Origin of the sequence: Desulfobacter vibrioformis DSM 8776, assembly GCF_000745975.1 — a bacterium.
GTDB lineage: Bacteria > Desulfobacterota > Desulfobacteria > Desulfobacterales > Desulfobacteraceae > Desulfobacter > Desulfobacter vibrioformis.
Genome location: NZ_JQKJ01000016.1, coordinates 66,927 through 84,991 on the forward strand (window position 1 = coordinate 66,927; position 18,065 = coordinate 84,991).

Genomic DNA, 18,065 nt, shown 5'->3' on the forward strand with positions numbered 1-18,065 from the left:
AGTATCTGGCACCGCCTTTCCGGGCATTTTCTGGGAAAAAAAAGGGAGCGGCTGATTCATGATCTGTTATCCAGCTACTATCGGAATATACAGCAACCAGAAGCAGCACTGGTTAAGTGTCTTCAAGTTCTTGCCGTGAGACCTTGAAGGCCAGGATAGTTAAGGGGCTTTTCAGCTGAGAACCGTCCACGCAGAAGTTGGGCCGGTTCCAGGAGAGAATCAATTTGTTACAAGGTGTCAGCGTACGATTTTGCCCCCGTTTGCCTCCATGGTGGAGGCCGGAGGAAGCAAAACCGAAAGGAGAGACGCCATGAGCAACACTCAAGCGCCTATTTGGCGACGCTGGGGGCAATTTCGTCACTCAGTGATTGGAGAACTGTTGTCCAGCCCGCCAGCCAAGAGACAACTTCAGCAGGCTATTCAACGACTTTCACAAAAAATCTATCAACACCCCATTGACGAAGACCGGAAATTCACACTGGGGGCATCGACCATTGAACGGTGGTATTATAAAGCAAAAACGGCTGATGATCCGGTAGCTGTTTTGGGGCGAAGACCCCGATCCGACGCCGGGATACGCTGGTCCATGCCCGGAGCACTGTTGGATGCTTTAAAAGCCCAGTACCAAACATATCCTCGCTGGACGGTTCAGCTGCATTATGACAACCTGAAAGTTGTGGTGCAGCAAAAGCCTGAATTAGGAAAATTGCCAAGCTACAAGACTGTGTTACGGTGCATGCGGGATAATGGCTGGTGGAAATCCCGTGAACCGGCCCAGCCTGCTCCAGGCCAGGTACAGGCCGCCAGACACCTTGAAAACCGGGAAGTGAGAGGCTATGAAATATCTTTCCTTCACGGCCTTTGGCATCTGGATTTCCACCATGCGAAAGTTCGAATTTTAGATGCATCCGGGAACTGGCTTCAGCCCATGGTACTGGCGATTCTTGATGATCATTCCCGTATTTGCTGCCACCTGCAGTTTTATCTGGTCGAAACTGCGGAGTGCCTGGTGCATGGATTGGCCCAGGCTTTTATGAAACGAGGGCTGCCCAGGGTATTGATGACCGATAACGGATCGGCAATGCTGGCAGAGGAAACCAGGCAAGGGCTCGCCCGCCTCGGCATTGATCACAAAACTACCTTGCCTTACTCCCCGTATCAAAATGGTAAGCAGGAAGTCTTCTGGGGTCAGCTTGAAGGCCGCCTTTTGGAATTGGTGCGTAAACACAAGAATTTAAAGCTATCCTTTTTAAATCAGGCAGCCCAGGCCTGGGTCGAACAGGATTATCATCGCAGCTTGAACCGGGAGATAAATTCAACCCCTTTAGATCGCCTTCTTAACGGTAAAAGCGTCGCCAGGAATGTCCCGGAAAGTGAATCGCTGCGCCTTGCCTTCACGTTCTGCGATTTTTTGTTATCTTTTTGGTGGCAACGGCGTTTTCCAAAATTGATGCATCTGCATTTCCGGCATTATTCAGGGCGGCAACATCCACATCAATCAACACGAATCCCTGGATGGTAGTCATAATAGTGATCTCCTTATCATATTCCTGATATGGATTTCCCGGCCAGTAACTTTTCATAAATCAGGTTGGGATTATTCAGGTACTCTGATTCATCAAGGCGCTCATTTCCTTTGAAATGCCTTTAAGATAGCTTTTAGCAAGAAAACCGTTGTCTACGAAGGGATCCCCTGTGAACAAATTGTATTTTTCCATCGACTAAGCCCCTTGGCTTGAAATTCAGAAGAATAAACAAACTGTGAAACAAATATCATGATCTTTTCCTCATAACTTTAATATGAGGACGTTAGCAAGGGTTTTTTCTATTTACGATAAATGAGGTGCTCTCCCGCTAATACTTTGATTTAGAATTAACTTATTATTTCAGATGGTTGGAATAGATAAATCCATTGCTTTCACCCTCTGTTTTTCATGGAAATTCAGAGTATTAGAATGACCAAAATCATAATCAAAGTATTAGCGGGTGAGCACCATAAATGACAAATGATTTAAAAATATTCCCGCTAAATGTCAAATCGTACTTTATTCATCTTTACCATTTGAACAAGAATAAAATTTTTAAATTAAAAAATATCCGTAATCAGGCTTTCGTTCATTGACGCAATAAATTAAGATGTTGAAAAAGCGATGAACAAAAAAGAAGAATAAAAGGATTATATGTTTCGTGTATTGATTATTGATGATGACCCGGACATCTGTTTGTTTTTTGAAACCGTTCTTGCAAATATGAATTGTGAAACATTTACGGCTAAAAAAATAAATGAAGCAAAGGCATTGAGCCGCCAAAATGATTTTGACATCATTTTACTTGATCTTGAGCTGCCGGACGGCAATGGACTGGATATCATGCCTGATCTCGTAACTCTGCCTTCTGCCCCGGAAATAATTATTATTACCGGCACCGGCGATGCCAGGGGAGCTGAGATTGCATTTAAAAACGGTGCATGGGATTTTGTGCAAAAACCATTTAGCCTGAATGATATCAGCTTTCCCATTCAAAGGGCACTTCACTATCGGAAGGAGAAGCTTTCATCCCGTGAACTGATCGTTCTGAAACGGTCAAAAATTATCGGGGAATCCCCTGCGTTGAAAAAATGTCTGGATGAAGTGGGCAAAGCCGCCTCAACCGATGCCGGGGTCCTGGTCACAGGAGAAACCGGAACCGGTAAAGAGCTGTTTGCCAAAGCGATCCATGAAAACAGCAAACGGGCCTCAAAACCTTTTGTGGCGGTTGATTGCGGTTCTTTGACAGAGACCTTGATTGAAAGTACCCTTTTCGGGCATGAGAAAGGCGCTTTTACAGGTGCAGTGTATAAACAGGACGGCTTGATTGTCCAGGCAGACGGCGGCACCTTGATGCTCGATGAAGTCGGCGACTTGCCGCTGTCAATCCAGAAAGCATTGTTAAGGACACTCCAGGAAAGATCTGTCCGCTGCATTGGGGGGAAAAAAGAGATAAAAGTGGACATCCGTCTGATTTCTGCTACAAATCTCAACCTTGATCAACTGGTCAAATCGCATCGCTTCAGAGAGGATTTTCTGTATCGGATAAGGGCCATGGAAATCCATCTGCCCCCGCTCCGGGACAGGGGAAAAGATATTGAAAAGATCGTTTTAAAAAAGGTTTATGAGCTTTCAAACAGATATAATCTTGAACCCAAGGCGATCTCCAAGGAGTTGCTTGAAACCCTGATGTCAAACGCCTGGCCCGGCAATATCAGGGAACTGCTCAACGTTCTGGAGTACACACTGGCTTCGGCAGGAAGCGATCCGACGCTGGTGCCAAAGCATCTTCCGCCAAGTTACAGGCTTTCAACATTAACGTTTGAGGCGCCTGCTGTCCAGCAGGATACACTGTCGCTGGCCGACGAGGTTCTGGGCAGTGATTCGGACTTTCCCTCGCTGACTGCCTGTCGGGAACAACTTGAAAAAAATTACCTGACCCGTTTAATGAAAAAAGCCGGTGGTGACAGAAAAATCGCCTGCCGGTTATCCGGTGTGTCCCAGGCCAGGTTATACGCATTGCTCAATAAGCATAATCTTCCCGGATTCGCTTCCTACCAATCAACGTCATTAACTTAAACATTGAGTATTTTACCACGAAGATATTAGAGAACAAAACTTCGTGAATTTCGTGGTTTTAATCTGAAATCATCTTAAATTTTATGACATTTATTTGGCATACTTTCTGCTTTAGGTACTTTCTAAGGCGGCAGAGCCGCAGAAACTAGAGACTGGAAACTAGAAACAAGAAGAAAGGAGTCTAACAATTTCTTGTTTTTTGTGACAGAAGCTCAGGAGTAAGGCACTAAGATGCTTTCTGCTGATTGGCAGACGTTCAGATGTGAATTTTTTGAAAATGGGGGCCACGGATGAAAATCATTTTACATGCAACCGAAAATCATGCGCTTAGAAGTCAGTTAAAGGACCGGATTGAGGATACGTTCCCAAAAGGGCAGATTATTTTGACAAACTCCGGACTGCAGTTGTCTGAAGCCTTGTGCAGGCCGTTACACAACATTTCAGTACTGATTGCCTTTATAAGCGATTCTGAAAGTGTCAGCCTCCTGCTTCCTTTGATGCCTTTGTTCGAAAACCTAAAACTGATTTTAATTTTTTGTAAGAGACTTGACGACGTCCAGAAATCTGCACTCCTGCTGGAACCATTATATTCCAGCTATTTTGAAAATGACTTTCAGGATGTTATTTCAGTTCTGAAACGCATAGAACAAAAACAAAAAAACCTGATTAATCGGTTCTAAATCCAATAACCCCGCGTCGAATAACGTCCTTTTAAGCTGCCTTTTCTTTGTTTCAATAAAATTTTAGTTTCTTGGAAACAAGAATGAAAACCGTTCTCCTTTTCAAGAAATTAAAATGAATCAGACTTCACATGAATGGGCATAGTTTGTATAATATACTATCGTTAAAAGCAAATTTAATAATTTAATTCATTGGCACACTTTTCGCTAAAACATAAATTGCATGCACCCCCAAAAAGTTAGAAACTGGTTAAATCCACATGAGAGGAGAGTATAATGAGAAAATTAACTTTAAAATCAAAATTAATCATTGGTGGCGTGGTGGCAGCAATATTTCCGCTGATTGTCGTGGGATTATTTTCAATAAATAAATCCTCCTCTGCACTGGTTAACATTGCACAGGGTCAGGCAAAGCTCACCGCACAAACGCTTGCAACCATGGTAAACCGTTACATGGAACAGGAAATCGAAAAAGCCCGGATAATCGCGTCGGAGCCCTTGATTCAACAACTGGCGAAGAGGGCCGGGGCCAAAGATTTTGAAAACAGCTTTTCTGAAATACCTGCTGTTGAATCATATCTTTCAGATATCTATCAAAAGACCCAAGAAAATTATGAGAATATTCTGGTTGCGAATTCATCCGGCCTTATTATCGCTGACGGCCATGGCGGGGAATCCAGACTGAAAAAAATAAGTGTGGCGGAAAGGAAATATTTTCAGTCTGCCAAATCCGGCAAGATCACCATAGGTGAACCGGTTATTTCAAAGGCCAGCGGAGAGCCTGTTTTTGTCGTAGCCGTTCCCTTGCGGGACAGTTCCGGGACGTTTGCCGGTATTTTAGGGACAGCGGTAAAATTGACGGCTTTATCCGAAAAAATTACACAGACCAAAATCGGCGACACCGGCTATCCTTATATGGTGGGCAGTGACGGACTTTTTATCGCCCATCCTGTGAAAGATTATATTTTTAAACTGAATATGGCGAATCTTGAAGGGATGGAGGACATTGCCAAAAGATCGCTGGCCCAGGAAACAGGTGTTGAAAAATATTTTTTCAAAGGGGTTAATAAGATTGCCGGTTTCGCACCTGTTCCTGCCACGGGCTGGAGCCTTGTGGTCACTCAGAATGAATCGGAATTTTTAGCGTCAGCGGTTTCGATTCGCAATATGGTTCTTGCCGCGGGCTGTATATTTCTGGTCCTGACAATCGTAGCGGTTCTGTGGTTTGTTAAAAGAATTATGGCGCTTCTGGGAAATGACCCGTCTAAACTCGCTATATTGGCCGACCGGATTGCGGCCGGTGATCTTACGTATGAATTCAGAACCACCGGAAAACAGATCTGTGGCGTGTATGCCAGTATGAAGCAAATGACTGACAATTTAAAACACATGTTTGCGGACATTTCACAAGGGGTTCAGACCTTGACATCATCTTCCACGGAACTGTCGGCAGTGTCCCAGGAGATGACAGCCGGTGCAGAACAGTCCTCCCAGAAGGCAAACAGCGTTTCTTCGGCCGCAGAAGAGATGGCAACGGCGATGAATAGCGTGGCGGCCGCCACGGAACAGACAAGTGCCAACCTGCAAATGATTGTAGCTGCCGCAGAAGAGATGTCCGCAACGATCAATGAAATTGCAGCCAATACCGCCAAGGGAAGCCAGACAACGACCCAGGCCGTTGAAAAAGCCGAACATATTTCCGAAAAAGTAGATGCGCTGGGCCGGGCAGCAACGGAGATCAGCAAGGTGACCGAAGCCATATCCGATATTTCCGAACAGACAAATCTTCTGGCGCTGAATGCAACCATAGAGGCAGCCAGAGCCGGAGAAGCGGGTAAGGGGTTTGCTGTCGTAGCCGGTGAAATTAAGGAACTTGCAAAGCAGACCGCCCATGCAACGGATGAAATCGGTTTGAAAATCGGCGAGGTTCAGGCAACAACCACAGAATCCATAAAAGCCATAAAGGAAATTGTTGAAATCATAGGCGATATCAACTCAATTGTCACATCGGTTGCCTCTGCCATTGAAGAGCAGTCTGCCACAACCCAGGAGATCTCCAATAATGTCAGCCAGGCAGCCCTGGGGGTCCAGGAAGTCAATGAAAATGTCAACCAGACATCCACCGTGGCAACCGAGGTTACTGAGGATGTCAACATGGTCAGTCAGGCTGCAGACGATATCACCACCGGCACCAAACACGTAAATGAAAGTGCTCTGGAATTATCCAAGCTGGCGGAAAATCTTAACGAGATGGTCGGCAGGTTTAAGCTCTGAGCATCAAGACACAGGTCTGGGGGTTTTGAGCGGCAGGCCTTTATATGAACAATATATGATCAGGAGGTGATTGATATGGGCGGCGAATTTAATGCGGAAGTGAAACAAATTCTTGATGCCCTTGGGATTAAATCTGTGAATTCCGGTGCCACAACCGGTGGCAGCAAGGGCTGGCTTGGTACAAAAGGCAAAGAACTTGTTTCCTGTTCCCCCATCAACGGCAAACCCATTGCCAGTGTTTTGATGGCTGAAAAAAAAGATTATGAAGCGGTGATGGCCAAAGCCCAGGCCGCATTTAAAACCTTTCGCATGATGCCCGCTCCCCGGCGCGGCCAGATGGTGCGTGAGATTGGTAATGCGCTACGGGAGAATAAAAAAGCACTAGGCGCCCTGATTGCCCTCGAAGTAGGTAAAATCCGTGCCGAAGGCGAGGGTGAGGTCCAGGAGATGATCGACATTGCCGATTTCGCCACGGGCCTGAGCCGCCAGCTCTATGGCCTGACCATGCATTCCGAACGGCCCGAACACCGGATGTACGAACAATGGCACCCCCTGGGAATTGTCGGGCTGATCACGGCGTTTAACTTTCCTGTGGCCCCATGGTCCTGGAACAGCTTGATTGCCTGTGTCTGCGGTGATGCGATTGTGTTCAAACCCAGCTCAAAAAGCCCTTTGACGAGTATTGCCATCCAGAATATCCTTGGGCCTGTGGTTGACAAATATGGTGTTCAAGGTATTTTCAACATGGTCATCGGTTCCAGGGAGGATGTGGGCGAACCCATGCTCCATGACCCGCGCATCCCTTTGATTTCCGCCACAGGGTCAACGGCCATGGGTAAACATGTGGGAAAAGTGGTTGGCGGCCGTTTAGGACGCACCCTGCTGGAACTTGGCGGTAACAATGCCATTATCGTCACCGAAGACGCAGACATGGACATGGCCATCCGGGCCACCCTGTTCGGTGCGGTGGGTACTGCGGGACAACGCTGCACTTCCACCCGCAGGATCATCATTCACGATTCGGTAAAACAAGCCTTTGTCAACAATCTGGTCAAAGCCTACAAACAGGTCAAGGTCGGCAATCCCCTGGACAAGGACACGCTCATGGGACCGCTCATTGACCAGGGCGCAGTTCTTGCCATGGAACAAGCCTTAAAAGCAGTTAAGGCTTGCGGAGGAAAGCTCCTTTGCGGCGGCGAACGGGTCACTGTGGACGGTTGTGACGGCGGCCATTATGTGCGTCCGGCCGTGGCTGAAGTCAAAAATGATTTCCCCATTGTCCAGAGCGAAACCTTTGCACCCATCCTGTACATCATCGCGTATAATGACTTTCAGCAAGCCCTTGAACTGCATAACGACGTGCCCCAGGGCCTGTCTTCCGCAATTTTTACCAGATCCTTGCACTACCAGGAAAAGTTTTTGTCCCACAAAGGCTCTGACTGCGGCATTGCCAACGTGAACATCGGCACCTCCGGCGCTGAAATCGGCGGCGCATTCGGCGGTGAAAAAGAGACCGGCGGCGGGCGTGAATCCGGGTCAGATGCGTGGAAAGCCTACATGAGACGCCAGACCAACACCATTAACTGGGGCAAGGAACTGCCGCTGGCCCAGGGTATCGAATTTAATATCGGGTAGCAGTAATCTGCATTAAAAAAGGAGGTATAAAATGACCAACAGCATATTTACCATCCCCAAACCCTATAACGAACCTGTCAAGACCTATGCACCGGGCAGTCCGGAACGCAGGGTGCTGTCCGCAGAGCTTGGGCGGCAGATGGCAGGCCAGGTGGAAATCCCGGTAATTATCAACGGCCAGGAGATTAAAACCGGTGATGTCAGTGATGTGGTCTGCCCCCATGACCACGGTCATGTGCTGGGTCACGTGCATATGGCAGGCAAAAAAGAGATCAAGGCTGCTGTGGATGCAGCCCTGTCTGCAAAATCAGCCTGGGAGACCATGGAGTGGCAGGCGCGTGCTGCTGTTTTCCTGAAAGCTGCAGATTTGATTTCCGGCAAATATTCGGCCAGGCTCAATGCGGCAACCATGCTGGGGCAGTCCAAAAACGTCTTCCAGGCTGAAATTGACGCCACCTGCGAGCTGGTGGACTTTTTGCGATTCAATGCCAGTTACATGGAAGAGATCTACGCCAACCAGCCGTTTAGCGAAAAAGGCGTTTACAACCGGCTGGAATACCGTCCCCTGGAAGGATTTGTTTTCGTGCTGACCCCATTCAACTTTACAGCCATTGCCGGCAACCTGCCCACCACACCGGCCATGATGGGTAACGCCATTGTGTGGAAACCTTCCACCACGGCTGTTCTGTCCAACTACTTTCTGATGCGGATTCTTAAGGAAGCAGGTCTTCCCGACGGCGTCATCAACTTTATCCCGGGCCGTGGTTCCCAGATCGGCGATATCCTGTTCACCCACAAGGATTTTGCCGGCATGCACTTCACCGGCTCCACGGCGGTTTTCCAGAATCTTTGGAAAAAAGCGGCCCAAAACATTGAAACCTATGTTTCCTATCCCAGAATCGTGGGTGAAACCGGCGGCAAGGACTATATCTTTGCCCATGCCAGTGCCGATGTGGATGCGCTTGTCACAGCCATCATCCGCGGCGCCTTTGAGTTCCAGGGCCAGAAATGCTCTGCATGCTCCCGCCTCTATGTTCCGGTATCTCTGTGGCCCGGGGTTCAGGATCAGCTCAAAGAAAAAATTGCTGAAATCAAGGTGGGTCCGGTGACCGATTTCACAAACTTTGTGAATGCCGTAATTGATGAAAAAGCCTTTGACACCATTGACGGGTATATTTCACGGGCCCAAGCATCTTCCGATGCTGAAGTGATCATCGGCGGTCAGCGGGACAAGTCCAAGGGCTATTTTGTCCACCCCACCGTAATCCAGGCGAAAACACCGGATTATGAATCCATGGTCCAGGAGATTTTCGGACCGGTACTCACGGTTTATGTATATGAAGATAAAGACCTTGACGCCACCCTGGACATCCTGGACAACACAAGCCCATATGCCCTGACCGGTGCTGTTTTCGCCCGGGACCGCAGTGTGATCAATGCCCTTATGGCCCGGCTGACCCACACCGCCGGCAATTTTTATATTAATGATAAACCCACAGGCGCCGTGGTCGGCCAGCAGCCCTTTGGCGGGGCCCGCAAAAGCGGCACCAACGATAAAGCAGGGTCCTATCTGAACCTGATCCGCTGGACATCACCCCGGACCATCAAGGAGACCTTTGTTCCGTCCCTCAATTACCACTATCCGTTCATGGGATAACCCCGCCGTATCTGGGGAAAATTGCCTTGGATGCAAGACGCAAAAAAAAATTTCAACCGGAGCACCTTCAATGGTTGTGAGGATTGAAATTTTTTTGCACCGCCCCAGGCGGGCGGATTGTTCCTGGAATATACTATTTGTTTTTGGCAATTACCCAGATGGCATGCACAATACCCGGAATATATCCCAGAATGGTTAAAAGAATATTCAACCAGAAGTGCTTTCCAAGACCGACCTGAAAAAACACACCCACCGGCGGAAGAATAATGGCTGCAATAATTTTCAAAAGTTCCATGTTATTATCCTTAATCTTAGTAACTTTTGCCTGACTATACCACATTTCATTCAACAAAAAATATTAAAATTTAAAATACTTTTGGACATCTTTTGCTTTTTCCCCTATGATTTCAACTTATTTTGTTGAATCTGTCCTTGAAAAAGGCGTGTTACAATTTTCCGGGTAAACGTACCGGAAAAACCACCATAACAGTCGGAACTGCCACCGGCCGGAAGGAAAAAAAGTTATGACCGAAGCAATTAAATCAGGAGATACCATTGCCGTGGATTATACGGGAAAATTTGAAAGCGGGGATGTGTTTGACTCTTCCGAAGGCAAACAGCCGCTGACCTTCACCGTTGATACAGGCATGCTGATCAAAGGCTTTGACCAGGCCGTCATCGGCATGAAAAAAGGTGAATCAAAAACCGTAACCATTCCGCCTGAAATGGGATACGGCCCAAGGGACGAAAACGCCATGGTGGACATCCCAAGGGCCCAGTTCCCCCAGGAGATGGCCCTGACAGAAGGCCTTGAGCTTCACCTTCAGAATCCGGCAGGCCAGCCGGTCCCTGCGCGGGTGGCAAGTATCAGCGAAACAAGTGTCACCATGGACGTAAACCATTTTCTGGCCGGCAAAACCCTTATTTTTGACATCACCATTGCTGAAACCGGGCTGGAACCTCCGGCAAGCAGCTGCGGAACCAATAGCGGGGGCTGCGATTCGGGCTGCTGCGGATCCTGCAACTGTGGTTAATTCCTGATGTAGGGCCTGGAGCATCGCAATGGTCAATAAAAGCCTCATTCTGACAGTTGATGACAAACCCCAGAATCTTCAGTTTCTTGGGAAGTTGTTGTCAAACAACGGATATGAAGTTGCCATGGCCCAGAGCGGGGCCCAGGCCCTGAAGTTTGTAAGAACTGAATTCCCGGATCTCATCCTTTTAGATATCATGATGCCGGAGATGGATGGGTATGAGGCTTGTGAAGAACTGAAGGCCGGACGCCCTACCCGCCATATTCCGGTGATTTTTTTAACAGCCAAGTCCGATGACCAGGATATTGTAAAAGGGTTTGAGGCAGGCGGGGTGGATTATGTAACCAAACCCTTTCATTCGGCTGAACTTCTGGCCCGCATCAAAACCCATATCGAACTTAAAACCCTGCGCAGCCTTTTGCCCATCTGTTCACATTGCAAAAAAATCCGGGACGACAAGGGATTCTGGAATGATGTGGACAGGTATTTTGAAACCCACGCCCATCCGGCCTTTACCCACGGTACCTGTCCGGCATGTATGGACAAGCTGTATAAGGGATATGACTGGTATAAAAAAAAGGCACAACCTGGTTCAGATGAAGAAAATACCCTATGATCTGCTATGAGGATCTGCTATGAGCATGGCATATGAATTTGATTTCAAGGTAGCCCAGGACTATGATGCCTTATTTGAAAAAGGCCGGGCCAGGCACTGCCTTAACCTTGAGATCAAACTGATCCGCTCACTGATCCGCCCCATGTCAGGCAAGCGCCTGCTGGACATTGGCTGCGGCACAGGGTTGAGCCTTGAACCTTTTGTGGATCTGGGCATGAACCTGACCGGCATTGATTCCTCGGCATATATGCTGGACAAGGCTGCTGAACGGCTCGGCCATCGCGTTGACCTGCACCGGGGTGCGGCCGAAGATCTGCCCTTTGACGACAATACATTTGATACGGCATTGCTGTTTTTCAGCCTTGAATTTTCAGACCGTCCGGCCAAGGCCATTGAAGAAGCCTGCCGGGTGGCCCGGGAACAGGTGGTCATCGGGGTCCACAACCGGTATGCCCTCCAGAACATAGCCCGGCGGGTCAAAGGTTTATTTTTCCCGGATATGTACAGCCGGGCTCATTTTTTCAGTGTGTGGGAGTTGAAAACCATGATGACTTCAATATTGGGGAAAGTGCCGGTAAAATGGCGGACAACCGTACAGTTTCCGTTTATCTCCGGGCGCCTGGTCTCCAAGTTGGAAAATTGCAGCCTGATCCAGTACTCTTGCTGGGGCAGTTTCATTGGCATGTGCATCAAGCCTGTGCCTAAGTTCCGCACCCGGCCCCTGGCCCTGGAAACCCGGAGTCGCAAAATGTATAATCCGGCCACAGGCCTGGTGTCAGGATTCAGGGTGGAAGAATGATACGGGCCCGCCTCTATGACCCCTTGTCCGGTGGTGCGGTCAAATGTCTGGCCTGCAACCATTTTTGCACGATTACGCCGGGACATACCGGCTTGTGTGGTGTCCGGGAGAACCGGGATGGTCAGCTCTTTTCCCTGGTGTATGACCGGGTGGTGGCCGCCGGCGTGGACCCCATTGAAAAAAAGCCTATTTTCCACTTCAAGCCCGGTTCCCTCTCTTTTTCCATTGCCGCGCCCGGGTGCAATTTTAAGTGCCGGTTCTGCCAGAATGCCGATATCTCCCAGGTCTGTGACCGGGAAGCAGACCCTTTTGCAGGTCGTCTTGCCGGCAAAGCAATGACGCCCGAAGCGATTGTCGCAAGGGCTGTGGAACTGGGGTGCCAAAGTATCTCCTATACGTATACCGAACCCACGGTTTTTTTTGAACTGGTTCTGGATACAGCAATGCTGGCAAAGGAAGCAGGACTGGCCAATATCCTTGTTACCAACGGTTTTATGAGCCCTAAGCTTCTGCAGGCATCCGCCGCCGTGCTGGATGCAGCCAACGTGGATCTTAAATCCTTCAGCAATGGGTTTTACACCCGGTATTGTAACGGCCGCCTGGAACCGGTTAAACAGACGCTCAAGAGCATGGTGGATTTAGGCCTCATGGTGGAGGTCACGACCCTGGTGATCCCGGAACTCAATGACGATCCACACGAACTTGGGCAGATGGCGGCCTTCATTGCCGGGGAATTGGGTCCTTTGACCCCCTGGCACCTGTCCCGGTTCCACCCGGCGTACCAGTTGACCCAGGTTGGCCAGACACCTGTGGATACCCTTGAAAAGGCCTGCGATATCGCACTTTCAGCCGGGCTCGTTCATGTGTACACCGGCAATGTACCCGGTGCCAGGGAAAACACCTGCTGCCCAGCCTGCGGCCGGACGGTTGTCAAACGATTTGGCTATACAGTGGAAAACCTTTTAACCCACGCCAATAAATGTCCCGGGTGCGGATCGCCTGTGTTCGGGATCTATTAATTCTGGATCAAGTAAAAAAATATTTTTTTTTATGAGTTTCGTTACCGACATTCTGGACACCATCCAGGAGCGAAGTCCTGTTTTCCCTATCCTTGAAACGCTTTGGGCCGCCGGGTTTCAAGCCTTTCTGGCTGGTGGGGCAGTCCGGGACGCTCTTCTGGGTACAGCACCCGCAGATGTCGATATCCTGACCAATGCCCTGCCCGAAGATCTGGCCCGGCTGTTTGCCGGCCAGGATACTGAATATGTGGGAAAATCCTTTGCCGTGACCCTGGTCAACAAGGTGGAGGTGGCAACCTGCAGGCCCGCAGATAAAGAAGCTGTGGCGGCAGGCCTCGTCTTTCCGGCCACAGACCTTGGCCGCCGGGATCTTACCATCAACAGCATGGCCTGGGACCCTGAAACCCGTACCCTGGCAGACCCCTTTGGCGGACAAAAGGATATTGAAGCAAAAGTCATCCGGTTCACCCGGGATCCCTTTGACCGGATTCAAGAAGACCCCGTGCGCATGGTCAGGGCCTGCCGGTTTGCTGCCGGTTTCGGGTTTGAAATTGAAGCGGATTCCTTTAATGCCATCCGTGCCTGCGCCCATAAAATCACTGCCCAAGGGACCGCAGACCGGATTCAAAGGGAAATTGTCAAATCCATGGGTATGGACAAGCCTTCGGGATTTTTTAATCTGCTTCATGATACAGGCCTTCTGGCCCTGATTCTGCCCAGCCTTGACCGGTGCTCCGACATGGACGGCGGCCCCCACCACGGCGAAACCGTATTTGAGCATAACCTTCTGGTGGGCGATGCCCTGCCCGCATCCATGCCCATACTCCGGCTGGCAGGTTTTCTCCATGACACAGGGAAAGTGGATGCACTGGAAATCAAGGACGGCAGAAACACGTTTCCGGGACATCAGAAATGCACCCGGGCCATGATGGCCGACCTTGGGCGTCTCCGGTTTTCCGGAAAGGACATGGATTATATCCACGCCCTGGTCCGGGGTCATATGCGTCCTTTGAAATCAGATACCTCCCCGAAAGCGGTACGCAGGCTTCTGGCCATGCTGGATAATCTGAATCTGTCTTACCGGGATTTTTTACGCATGCGCATTGCCGACAAAAAAGGCAATCTGAATCCGGTAAAGAAGCCATATACCCTTGGAGACATCCGCCTGCGCCTGGGCAAAATCCTGGATGCCCTGAATGAGCAGACACCATTTAATGTTAATGGCCTTGATATTTCAGGCAGGGAGATCCAGGACATTCTGGGCCTGCCCCAGGGCCCGGCCATTGGAAAGGTTAAAGCGCTTTTATTCGATCAGGTGCTGGAGGATCCGTCCCTTAATCAAAAAAAAACCCTGGAAGAGCTGGTCCGGCAGATGGACCAAAATTGCTTTACAGATTCTAACGGCAAGGTTATAAAGTAAGCCCGGCAGCGCATCTTGCAAACACTGTTCGGGCGGGTGTTCAGTTTTAAGTGTTAGGTGTTAGGTGTTAGGAAATAAAATTCCTATACTTTTTAATTACGCAGTTATGAGGGACAGATTATGGGGGATATTGTTCTTATCAGCATTACAGGCAAGGACAGGAAAGGGCTCACCGCCCGGGTTTCAACCATCCTTGCCCAGTATCAGGTGACCATTCTGGATATTGGCCAGGCTGTCATTCATGAACATATCTCCCTGGGCATGCTGGTGGATATTCCATGTTCCCAAAATTTTTCCCTGATGTTCAAGGATCTGATTTTTGAAGGGCATAAGATGGGGCTGGCCGTGGATGTGGTGCCCGTGGATAGTAATGAATACGAAACCTGGGTCCAGACCCAGAACAAGGAACGCCGGATTATTACGGTCATGGGCCAGGCCATTACCACAGCCCAGATTTCGGCTGTCTCCTCGGTGATTACCGATCATGATCTCAACATTGATTCCATTACCCGTCTGTCCGGCCGCAGATCCCTGAAAAAACCTTCCCAATCCCCCATGGCCTGTATCCAGTTTGCCGTGTCCGGCACACCCAGAAGTATCCCAGAGATGAAGGGCAGGTTCATTCACATCTCCCGGGATCTGGGCATTGATATCTCCTTTCATGAGGACAATATCTACCGTAAAAACCGGAAGCTTGTTGTGTTTGACATGGATTCCACATTGATCCAGGCCGAAGTCATTGATGAACTGGCAAAACTGGCCGGTGTCGGCGATCAAGTGGCCCAGATCACGGAATCTGCCATGCGCGGGGAAATTGATTTCAAGCAGAGCTTTAGACGGCGTGTGGCCTTGCTCAAAGGATTAAAGGAAAAGGATATCCAGGGCCTTGCCCGGACCCTGCCCCTCACCGACGGGGCCGATCTTGTTACCCGGACCCTGAAGCGGCTGGGCTACAAGCTTGCCATCCTATCCGGCGGTTTTACCTTTGTGGGCAATTATCTTAAACAGACCCTGGGGTTTGATTATGTATTTGCCAATACCCTTGAAATAGAAAACGGCGAAGTCACAGGACGGGTTACCGGCGAAATTGTGGACGGCCAGAAAAAGGCAGAGCTTTTACGCCAGCTTGCAAAAAAAGAAAATCTGTCCATCCAGCAGACCATTGCCGTGGGTGACGGGGCCAATGACCTGCCCATGATTTCCATTGCAGGGCTCGGCGTGGCCTTTAACGCCAAACCCATTGTCCGGGAAAAAGCAGCCAATGCCATTTCCACCATGGGCCTGGATGGGCTTTTGTTCCTGCTGGGAATCCATGAACGCGAAATCCCTGACCCGAATCCGCCATCTGAAACCATGACTGGATTTATTTCATAATACAGCTTGCCGCGCCGCCTGGAGAAGGGAAATGGAAGGTCCGCCTTGCGGTGTACATTAAGCACAGGACCGCTTTTAGCGCGTTATACATGCGCGGCATCCGACCATTCCGCCATTTCGTCGTCTATCCCCATATTTTCAGCAAGTGCATGGAACATTGGGAAGCGCGAAAGGTAACAGGATAAGATTTTGGATTTAAGTAGGGGCGGTTATTCTGTTCCAGAAAAATTTTTCGGTTCGGCTGATTGTAGGGAGTTGGCGCAACCGTTCACTTCTTTTTAAGCCGGATTCAAAACGGTGCCCCCATGCGCTGGGGCAAAATTTTCCTGGTTCCTTGGGATAAAAAAACCATTATTTTTAGTATCTTCAGTAAAATCAGGGCTATAATTTAGGGGTATAATTTTTGCTTATCAGCCGGGTATAACCGACATCAAGATGATGCCGAAATTTTTATTCCGGTAACGCCTCAGGAGAGAGGTCAGGCCGGCCTATTTTTTAGGAGGCTGAATGAAAATAGATGATTTTTATGTCAACCTTGATTCATCCCGAACCTATACCCTGACCCAAAGTACCCAGGTCAGCAACGCAATTTCATTTCGTTCTGTTTTTGACGATCACCCCCCCAGTGCTGCCACTGAGAACAGTCAATCAGGTATGTTTTCACAAGTGTATCCTGTCGCTGAGATTTCAAAAATGGATGAAAGCACTCTTTCCTCCTGGCAGGAAGTGGGAGAACTCTCTTTAACCCAGCAGTTTAAAATCCGGTTGAATAACCTGCGTCAAATGGCCATAGACATGATTGAACAGGTCAAGAACCGGCTTAACCCCGACGCCAAAACCAATCTGAAAAGCTTAAACCAGGTTTACACAGGAGCGGGGTCATCTTCGGGCTTCAACATGTTAACCCAATGGGAGCAGACCCGCACCACAACCTTTCGCTATGAAGAGAACGAACAAGTTTCGGTATCCGCCCAGGGAACCGTCTATACGGCAGATAACCGCCAGATTGACTTTTCCATGGATCTGTTCATGGATCGGCAGTATGTCAATGAATCAACAACCACCGAGACCGAAACAGGCTACATGTTCATTGACCCCCTGGTGATCCAGACCGAGGCACAGACCCCCATGCTCCAAGGCGCAGAATTCTGCTTTGACCTGGACTGTGACGGAGAAGACGAAAACCTTGCAGGATTATCCCAAGGGTACGCATTTCTGGCACTGGATCTCAACCAAGACGGCATCATCAACGACGGCAGTGAGCTGTTTGGCCCATCCACGGGGAACGGGTTCCAGGAACTTGCCGATTATGATGACGATGAAAACATGTGGATTGATGAAAATGACGCCATGTTTGACCAGTTTGTCCTGTGGAACCCCTCATCCGACGAAGCAATGCGCCTGACAAAGCTTAAGGATGCCGATGTGGGTGCCATTTACTTGGGCGAGGTATCATCCCTGTTCAGCCTGTCATCCCAGGATCAGCAGATGGCTGCTCAGATCACAGACACATCTTTGGCCCTGACCGAATTGGGCGATGTGATGCCGGTGTATGAAATGAAATACAAAGTGTAAAAAAAGTTTGTACAAAAATAAGCTTGCACCGTTCTCATGCTTCGGTGCAAGCTTAAAATCTTTCCATCGCCCACAACAGTGTTATGACGTGCAAGGGATTATTTCATCAAGTATCTTTGGTCACTGTTTTTCCCAGCAGCAGGTATGATCAAATGATCTAAGACCGCTTTGTTTAGTGACGGCGGCTTTTTCCGCAATTTTATCCATAATAGCACTGATAACGCCGCTGCACGGAAAGATCTCCTGCGCGGCCTGAATAATCCTTTGCAGCTTATTCTGCTCTATCTTGCTTATGATACGTTCATGCAGGGTCCAATTCTCGAACATAAAACCATACCGATCGGTATGGTTTTATGTTGACATTGTCATGGCTTTAG

The 18,065-nt window shown here is 49.0% G+C and carries 14 protein-coding genes and 1 pseudogene; 13 read left to right on the forward strand and 2 right to left on the reverse strand.

The window, feature by feature from the left end:
• Positions 1-310 precede the first annotated feature (310 nt).
• The 5 genes and pseudogenes from Q366_RS11475 to pruA form a co-directional block, all read left to right on the forward strand.
• A pseudogene (locus tag Q366_RS11475) lies at positions 311-1,399 on the forward strand (DDE-type integrase/transposase/recombinase); the annotation flags it as partial.
• Between the two features lie 781 nt (positions 1,400-2,180).
• Positions 2,181-3,605, forward strand: a complete 1,425-nt coding sequence (locus Q366_RS11480; RefSeq protein WP_035238993.1) for a sigma-54-dependent transcriptional regulator — start codon at positions 2,181-2,183, stop codon at positions 3,603-3,605.
• A gap of 956 nt (positions 3,606-4,561) precedes the next feature.
• On the forward strand, positions 4,562-6,559 hold the full coding sequence (locus Q366_RS11490) for a methyl-accepting chemotaxis protein (protein ID WP_035238995.1): 1,998 nt from the start codon (positions 4,562-4,564) through the stop codon (positions 6,557-6,559).
• Between the two features lie 75 nt (positions 6,560-6,634).
• On the forward strand, positions 6,635-8,194 hold the full coding sequence (gene amaB, locus Q366_RS11495) for an L-piperidine-6-carboxylate dehydrogenase (protein WP_035238996.1): 1,560 nt from the start codon (positions 6,635-6,637) through the stop codon (positions 8,192-8,194).
• A gap of 31 nt (positions 8,195-8,225) precedes the next feature.
• Positions 8,226-9,851, forward strand: a complete 1,626-nt coding sequence (pruA, locus tag Q366_RS11500) for an L-glutamate gamma-semialdehyde dehydrogenase (protein ID WP_035238997.1) — start codon at positions 8,226-8,228, stop codon at positions 9,849-9,851.
• Between the two features lie 133 nt (positions 9,852-9,984).
• Here pruA and Q366_RS20880 read toward each other — a convergent pair whose 3' ends face one another.
• Positions 9,985-10,146 (reverse strand): YqaE/Pmp3 family membrane protein, encoded by a 162-nt coding sequence (locus tag Q366_RS20880; RefSeq protein ID WP_035238998.1) that lies wholly within the window; start codon positions 10,144-10,146, stop codon positions 9,985-9,987.
• A gap of 229 nt (positions 10,147-10,375) precedes the next feature.
• Between Q366_RS20880 and Q366_RS11510 the strand changes: the two genes are divergently transcribed.
• The 8 genes from Q366_RS11510 to Q366_RS20335 all read left to right on the forward strand — a co-directional run bounded on the left by Q366_RS11510 (position 10,376) and on the right by Q366_RS20335 (position 17,688).
• Entirely contained in the window at positions 10,376-10,885 is a 510-nt protein-coding gene (locus Q366_RS11510) for an FKBP-type peptidyl-prolyl cis-trans isomerase (RefSeq protein WP_035238999.1), read from the forward strand.
• Positions 10,886-10,913: 28 nt separating this feature from the next.
• Positions 10,914-11,501: a response regulator gene (locus tag Q366_RS11515; RefSeq protein ID WP_035239000.1), complete on the forward strand. Its 588-nt coding sequence runs from the start codon at positions 10,914-10,916 to the stop codon at positions 11,499-11,501.
• 19 nt (positions 11,502-11,520) lie between these two features.
• On the forward strand, positions 11,521-12,300 hold the full coding sequence (locus Q366_RS11520) for a class I SAM-dependent methyltransferase (RefSeq protein ID WP_245619944.1): 780 nt from the start codon (positions 11,521-11,523) through the stop codon (positions 12,298-12,300).
• Complete coding sequence (gene amrS, locus Q366_RS11525; RefSeq protein ID WP_035239001.1) at positions 12,297-13,319, forward strand: AmmeMemoRadiSam system radical SAM enzyme; 1,023 nt, start codon at positions 12,297-12,299, stop codon at positions 13,317-13,319. The genes Q366_RS11520 and amrS overlap by 4 nt, the downstream gene beginning before the upstream one ends.
• A gap of 31 nt (positions 13,320-13,350) precedes the next feature.
• Positions 13,351-14,739 carry a CCA tRNA nucleotidyltransferase gene (locus Q366_RS11530; protein ID WP_035239003.1) on the forward strand — a complete coding sequence of 463 codons (1,389 nt, stop codon included), beginning with the start codon at positions 13,351-13,353 and terminating at the stop codon, positions 14,737-14,739.
• A 120-nt stretch (positions 14,740-14,859) separates the two neighbouring features.
• A complete protein-coding gene (gene serB, locus Q366_RS11535; protein WP_035239006.1) occupies positions 14,860-16,113 on the forward strand; it encodes a phosphoserine phosphatase SerB in 1,254 nt (417 codons plus the stop codon).
• Positions 16,113-16,298 carry a DUF2867 domain-containing protein gene (locus Q366_RS22360; protein ID WP_425388316.1) on the forward strand — a complete coding sequence of 62 codons (186 nt, stop codon included), beginning with the start codon at positions 16,113-16,115 and terminating at the stop codon, positions 16,296-16,298. Before serB ends, Q366_RS22360 begins: the two co-directional genes overlap by 1 nt.
• Positions 16,299-16,620: 322 nt before the next feature.
• Positions 16,621-17,688: a hypothetical protein gene (locus Q366_RS20335; protein ID WP_051958006.1), complete on the forward strand. Its 1,068-nt coding sequence runs from the start codon at positions 16,621-16,623 to the stop codon at positions 17,686-17,688.
• Between the two features lie 120 nt (positions 17,689-17,808).
• On the opposite strand, the gene Q366_RS21560 is transcribed toward Q366_RS20335, so the two are convergent.
• The gene (locus Q366_RS21560) at positions 17,809-18,015 is read right to left on the reverse strand and encodes a hypothetical protein (RefSeq protein WP_035239009.1); all 207 of its coding nucleotides are present in this window, start codon (positions 18,013-18,015) and stop codon (positions 17,809-17,811) included.
• Between the last annotated feature and the right edge of the window lie 50 nt (positions 18,016-18,065).

What these genes read in the sequence shown, in the direction of transcription:
- Q366_RS11530 (WP_035239003.1), top strand. Translation starts at nt 13,351, where the DNA reads ATGAGTTTCGTTACCGACATTCTGGACACCATCCAGGAGCGAAGTCCT.
- Q366_RS20880 (WP_035238998.1), bottom strand. Translation starts at nt 10,146, where the DNA reads ATGGAACTTTTGAAAATTATTGCAGCCATTATTCTTCCGCCGGTGGGT.
- Q366_RS11480 (WP_035238993.1), top strand. Translation starts at nt 2,181, where the DNA reads ATGTTTCGTGTATTGATTATTGATGATGACCCGGACATCTGTTTGTTT.
- amrS (WP_035239001.1), top strand. Translation starts at nt 12,297, where the DNA reads ATGATACGGGCCCGCCTCTATGACCCCTTGTCCGGTGGTGCGGTCAAA.
- Q366_RS21560 (WP_035239009.1), bottom strand. Translation starts at nt 18,015, where the DNA reads ATGTTCGAGAATTGGACCCTGCATGAACGTATCATAAGCAAGATAGAG.
- Q366_RS11520 (WP_245619944.1), top strand. Translation starts at nt 11,521, where the DNA reads ATGAGCATGGCATATGAATTTGATTTCAAGGTAGCCCAGGACTATGAT.
- Q366_RS20335 (WP_051958006.1), top strand. Translation starts at nt 16,621, where the DNA reads ATGAAAATAGATGATTTTTATGTCAACCTTGATTCATCCCGAACCTAT.
- amaB (WP_035238996.1), top strand. Translation starts at nt 6,635, where the DNA reads ATGGGCGGCGAATTTAATGCGGAAGTGAAACAAATTCTTGATGCCCTT.
- pruA (WP_035238997.1), top strand. Translation starts at nt 8,226, where the DNA reads ATGACCAACAGCATATTTACCATCCCCAAACCCTATAACGAACCTGTC.
- Q366_RS11515 (WP_035239000.1), top strand. Translation starts at nt 10,914, where the DNA reads ATGGTCAATAAAAGCCTCATTCTGACAGTTGATGACAAACCCCAGAAT.
- Q366_RS11490 (WP_035238995.1), top strand. Translation starts at nt 4,562, where the DNA reads ATGAGAAAATTAACTTTAAAATCAAAATTAATCATTGGTGGCGTGGTG.
- serB (WP_035239006.1), top strand. Translation starts at nt 14,860, where the DNA reads ATGGGGGATATTGTTCTTATCAGCATTACAGGCAAGGACAGGAAAGGG.
- Q366_RS11510 (WP_035238999.1), top strand. Translation starts at nt 10,376, where the DNA reads ATGACCGAAGCAATTAAATCAGGAGATACCATTGCCGTGGATTATACG.